This window comes from Zavarzinia sp., assembly GCF_049306435.1.
Taxonomy (GTDB): domain Bacteria; phylum Pseudomonadota; class Alphaproteobacteria; order Zavarziniales; family Zavarziniaceae; genus Zavarzinia.
Genome location: NZ_JBAQRT010000021.1, coordinates 1 through 5082, shown reverse-complemented (window position 1 = coordinate 5082; position 5082 = coordinate 1). Strand labels below are relative to the sequence as shown.

General features: G+C 67.6%; 6 protein-coding genes. 3 read left to right on the top strand and 3 right to left on the bottom strand.

Annotated elements, in window-relative coordinates:
- The 3 genes from WAZ62_RS01195 to WAZ62_RS01185 form a co-directional block, all read left to right on the top strand.
- A partial coding sequence (locus WAZ62_RS01195; RefSeq protein WP_422641704.1) for an ATP-binding cassette domain-containing protein occupies positions 1-401 on the top strand: 401 nt, incomplete at its 5' end.
- A 97-nt stretch (positions 402-498) separates the two neighbouring features.
- Entirely contained in the window at positions 499-906 is a 408-nt protein-coding gene (locus WAZ62_RS01190) for a heme-binding protein (protein WP_422641703.1), read from the top strand.
- 25 nt (positions 907-931) lie between these two features.
- The gene (locus WAZ62_RS01185) at positions 932-3088 is read left to right on the top strand and encodes a malate synthase G (RefSeq protein ID WP_422641702.1); all 2157 of its coding nucleotides are present in this window, start codon (positions 932-934) and stop codon (positions 3086-3088) included.
- Between the two features lie 42 nt (positions 3089-3130).
- Here the strand turns inward: WAZ62_RS01185 and WAZ62_RS01180 are convergent, their stop codons facing one another.
- The 3 genes from WAZ62_RS01180 to WAZ62_RS01170 all read right to left on the bottom strand — a co-directional run.
- Positions 3131-3271, bottom strand: coding sequence for a hypothetical protein (locus tag WAZ62_RS01180; RefSeq protein ID WP_422641701.1), 141 nt, complete (start codon positions 3269-3271; stop codon positions 3131-3133).
- Positions 3272-3399: 128 nt separating this feature from the next.
- Positions 3400-4266, bottom strand: coding sequence for a metal-dependent hydrolase (locus tag WAZ62_RS01175; protein WP_422641700.1), 867 nt, complete (start codon positions 4264-4266; stop codon positions 3400-3402).
- A gap of 10 nt (positions 4267-4276) precedes the next feature.
- Positions 4277-5082 (bottom strand): SDR family NAD(P)-dependent oxidoreductase (locus tag WAZ62_RS01170; RefSeq protein WP_422641699.1); only part of this gene is annotated, 806 nt, incomplete at its 5' end.

Genomic DNA, 5082 nt, shown 5'->3' with positions numbered 1-5082 from the left:
ATTGCGACCTTCTGGCCACCCGCCGGCTCGATACCCTGTCGGGCGGGGAGCGGATGCGGGCGTTGCTCGCCCGGGCGCTGGCGGTCGAGGCCGAGATGCTGCTGGCGGACGAGCCGGTCGCCGCCCTCGATCCCTATCACCAGCTTCACACCATGGAATTGCTGCGCGAGGCGGTGGCGCGGGGCGCCGGGGTCGTCGTCGTCCTGCACGACCTGACGCTGGCGGCGCGTTTCTGCGACCGGCTGGTGCTGCTCTCGGGCGGGCGGGTGATGGCCGCGGGCCTGCCGCGCGACGTGCTGTCGGACGATAATCTCGCCGCCGCCTATCACATCCGCGCCCTCCACGGCGAGGTCGAGGGCACGGCCTTCACCCTGCCCTGGCAGCGGATCGACCCCGCCTGATCTTACGGAAAACCCGAAGATTGCTTCCTGCCGCCGCGCGGTGGACGATCAACGGCGGCACCCCTATGGTGCCTGTAGTGTTCCAGGAGACCATGGCATGAAGACCAAAGCCGTTCTGACCGTCGAAGATGTCGATACCATCCTGAAAGGGGCGCGGGCGGAAGCCCTGGCCAACAATTGGGCGGTGACCATCGCGGTGGTGGACGACGGCGGCCATCCCCTCGGCATGATCCGTCTCGACGGTTGCCCGCAGATGAGCGCCTATATCGGCACCGAAAAGGCCCGCACCGCCGCCCTCGGCCGGCGCGAGAGCAAGATTTTCGAGGACATGGTCAACGGCGGCCGCATGTCCTTCCTCTCGGCGCCCGTCCTGCAGGGCCTCCTTGAAGGCGGCGTGCCGGTGATCGTCGATGGCGACGTGATCGGCGCGGTCGGTGTCTCGGGCGTCAAGTCGATCGAGGATGCCCAGATCGCCAAGGCCGGCATCGCCGCCCTGCTCGGCTGACCCTGACCCTCCGGAGGCCGCGCCCATGACGTCCCGCATCACCCGCCACCGCCTGCAGGTCTCCGCCGATCTCGCCGCCTTCATCGAGGACGAGGCGCTGCCCGGCACCGGGATCGAGGCGGCCGATTTCTGGGCCGGCTTCGATGCCATGGCCCATGATCTCGCGCCCAAGAACCGCAGCCTGCTCGCCATCCGCGACGAGATGCAGGCCAAGATCGACGCCTGGCACAGGAAGAACGGCGTCGGCGATCCCGCCGCCTATCGCGCCTTCCTCCGCGATATCGGCTATCTCGTGCCGGTGCCCGACAGTGTCGCCATCGACACCAGCGGCATCGACAGCGAAATCGCCGAACAGGCGGGGCCGCAGCTCGTCGTGCCGGTGATGAACGCGCGCTATGCCCTCAACGCCGCCAACGCGCGCTGGGGCAGCCTTTACGACGCGCTCTATGGCACCGATGCGATCCCGGAAAGCGACGGGGCGGAAAAAGCCGGCGGCTATAATCCGGTGCGGGGTGCGAGGGTGATCGCCTTCGCCCGCGACATGCTCGACCGGGCGGCGCCGCTCGCCACCGGCTCCCATGCTTCGGCGACCGCCTATAAGGTCGAGGGCGGGCGCCTGTCGGTCGCGCTCGGCACCGGGCTGACCACGCTTGCCGACAGCAAGGCCTTCGTCGGTTACACCGGCGATCCGGCCGCGCCGACCTCGGTGCTGATCCGCCACAACGGGCTGCATCTCGAACTCCAGTTCGACAAGACCCACCCGATCGGCGCGAGCGATCCCGCCGGGATCAAGGATGTGCTGACCGAAGCCGCCCTGACCACGATCATGGATTGCGAGGATTCGGTCGCCGCCGTCGATGCCGAGGACAAGGTGGTGGTCTATCGCCACTGGCTCGGCCTGATGACGGGCACGCTGACCGAGGAAGTGGCGAAGGGCGGCAAGAGTTTCATCCGTGCCATGAACCCCGACCGGACCTATGTGACGCCCACGGGCGGCACCCTGACCCTGCCGGGCCGTTCGCTGATGTTCATTCGCAACGTCGGCCATCTGATGACCAATCCGGCGATCCTGCTCGCCGACGGCAGCGAGATTCCGGAAGGCCTGATGGATGCGGCGATCACGGTGCTGATCGCCAAGCACGACCTGAGCGGGGCCGGCAAGTTCCGCAACTCCCGCGCCGGCTCGGTCTATATCGTGAAGCCGAAGATGCATGGCCCGGCGGAAGTCGCCTTCGCCGACGAGCTGTTCGCCCGGGCCGAGGATATCGCGGGCCTGCCGCGTTACACAGTGAAGCTCGGCATCATGGACGAGGAGCGCCGCACGACCCTGAACCTCAAGGCCTGTATCGCCGCGGCGAAACACCGGGTCGCCTTCATCAACACCGGCTTCCTCGACAGGACGGGCGACGAGATCCACACCTCGATGGAGGCGGGGCCGATGGTGCGGAAGGGCGCCATGAAGTCGGCCGCCTGGATTTCGGCCTATGAGAAGAACAATGTCCTGACCGGGCTCGCCTGCGGCCTGCGGGGCAAGGCGCAGATCGGCAAGGGCATGTGGGCCATGCCCGACCTGATGGCCGAGATGCTGAAGCAGAAGATCGCCCATCCGAAGGCCGGCGCCAATACCGCCTGGGTGCCGTCGCCGACCGCCGCGACCCTCCATGCCCTCCATTACCACGAGGTCGATGTCGCGGCCGTGCAGAAGGCCATGGAAGGGCAGAGCGCGGATCTGACGGCCGAGTTGCTGACCATCCCGGTCGCCACGGACACCAACTGGTCCCCGGCCGAGGTCCAGGCGGAGCTGGACAACAATGCCCAGGGCATCCTCGGCTATGTCGTCCGCTGGATCGACCAGGGCGTCGGCTGTTCCAAGGTGCCGGATATCAACGACATCGGCCTGATGGAAGACCGCGCGACCTTGCGCATCTCGTCCCAGCACATGGCCAACTGGCTGCATCACGGCATCGTGACCGAGGCGCAGGTGACGGAAACCTTCCGCCGCATGGCCGCCATCGTCGACGCGCAGAATGCCGGCGATCCGCTCTACAAGCCGATGGCGCCGGGCTTCGACGGCGTCGCCTACCGGGCGGCCAGCGATCTCGTCTTCAAGGGGCGCGAGCAGCCGTCCGGCTATACCGAGCCGCTGCTGCACCGCTGGCGTCAGGTCGCCAAGGCGGGCTGATGGCCCCGCTCTGATGGCGCGGCCGTGACAGGCCGCGCCGGTTCAGGACCTGGGGGGCGCGGTTTCCGTGTCGGGTTTCGCCGGGGTCTTCTTGTGGTCGCCGATGATGCCCTTGGCGGGGCAGACGGAGAAGACCGGGCAGCGCTTGCAGGTCACGGCCATGGCGACGGGACACAAGGTCATGGTGGGTCTTCCTTCTGGAAAGATCGGACGTTCGATCACGCTATATCGGATTTGGTGATCGCGGAACGGGAGTTTGATTCTCTTTTCGTCCGCGATCACCGGCCAAAAGGCGGGCTCGCCCGGATCGGTCAGCGAACCGCCGGGCTTTTCGCCAGATAATCGAGGGCGACCTCCGTGTCCGCCTCGTCCGCAGGATCATAGCCCGGTAGCAGGAAGCGCCAGCTGCCGCCCAGCAGCATCCGGGCCGAGGGGATCAGGTTCCGGCGCGAGGCCTTGCGCCATTCGGCGAAGAAGCCCGGCTTGATCGCGAGGCCGGGGTCCTGCTTCATCAGGTAGCGGGTGGATTCGATCCAGTACCAGGTGAGAAAAGGAATGATGAAGCCGAGGACCAGCAGGCGGCTGGTCAGGGGCGCCCCGGTCAGGTGCCTGTAGAGATCGAAGGCGACGGCGCGGTGCTCGACTTCCTCGGCGCCGTGCCAGCGCAGCAGGTCCATCATGGCGGGGTCCACCGGCAGCTTCGGCAACTCCTCGTTCTCGAGGATGAAACGTCCGAGGATACAGGTGAAATGCTCCCCCGCCGCGATGATGCCGACGCGGGTGCCCAGCCACCAGCGGGCGAGGCGCTTGCCCGTGGGCAGTAGGCCGAAGATCCGCGAAGGATCGCCGAGCAGGGTATCGATCAGCCGCTGGGTACGGGCGACGCCGCCGCGAATATCCATGCCGTGCTTCAGGAAATGCTCGATCAGGGGCTTGTGGGCGCTGCCGTGGATCGCTTCCTGGCGCATGAAGGCGATGACGTCCTCGCGCACACGCTCGTCGGTGATGTGGGGCAGGGCTTCCTTGAACACCTGGCAGAACCAGACCTCGACGATCGGCAGCAGGATATGGGTCGAATTGGTCAGGTGGGAGACGAAGGCTTCCCCTTCGATCCACTGGGGTCTGGTCCCGCTCCAGTCGAAGGCGACCTTGCGCGGGGTGATCTTGTGACGGGTCACGGCGGGTCTCCTACTTCGGCATCAGGTCGGCGCCGGCGATGCGGCGCATCAGGCCGGGCGAGACGCGGCCGAGAAGATTGCCGATCACGGCTTCGAGACCAACGAGGGCGACCGGCTCGTTCTTCAGGACGGCGGCGACGATCTGCGCCGCCACCGTTTCGGCGGTCAGGGCGCGGCGGGCATAGAGGCGGGAGGCGGCGGCGCGCTTGCGACCTTCCGCCTCGGCGCTCACGCCGACGAAAGTGGTGCGGTCGGTGATGCCGGTGTCGATGATGCCGGGGCAGATCGCCGAGACGCCGATGCCGTCGTCGGCCAGTTCGGCACGCAAGCAGGTCGTCATCATCAGGACGGCGGATTTGGTGGCGGCATAGGCCGACAGGCCGCGCGCCGGCATGAAGGCGGCGGCCGAGGCGACATTGACGATATGACCGCCGGAATGCCGCGCCGCCATCCGCCCGCCGAACAGACGCGCGCCATGGATGACACCCCAGAGGTTCACGTCGAGCACGCGGCGCCAGTCCTCGACGCTGGTGTCGAGGAAATCGCCGGCCATGCCGATGCCGGCGTTGTTGACGACGATGTCGACCCCGCCGAGCGTCTCCTCGGTCCAGTCGGCGAGGGCGGTCATGGCGCCCGCGTCGGCGACATCGACCTTGCGGGCATGGGCCTCGACGCCAACCAGCCGGGCGAGGGTCGCGGTGCGTTCCGCCGCCGCCTCGTCGATATCGGTCGCGATGATGTCGGCGCCCTTCTCGGCGAGGGCGATCGCCGTTGCCCGGCCGATGCCGCTGCCGGCCCCGGTGATCAGGGCGAGGC

Excerpts from the sequence above, each read along its gene's own strand:
- WAZ62_RS01190 (WP_422641703.1), top strand. The coding sequence starts at position 499 with ATGAAGACCAAAGCCGTTCTGACCGTCGAAGATGTCGATACCATCCTG.
- WAZ62_RS01180 (WP_422641701.1), bottom strand. The coding sequence starts at position 3,271 with ATGACCTTGTGTCCCGTCGCCATGGCCGTGACCTGCAAGCGCTGCCCG.
- WAZ62_RS01185 (WP_422641702.1), top strand. The coding sequence starts at position 932 with ATGACGTCCCGCATCACCCGCCACCGCCTGCAGGTCTCCGCCGATCTC.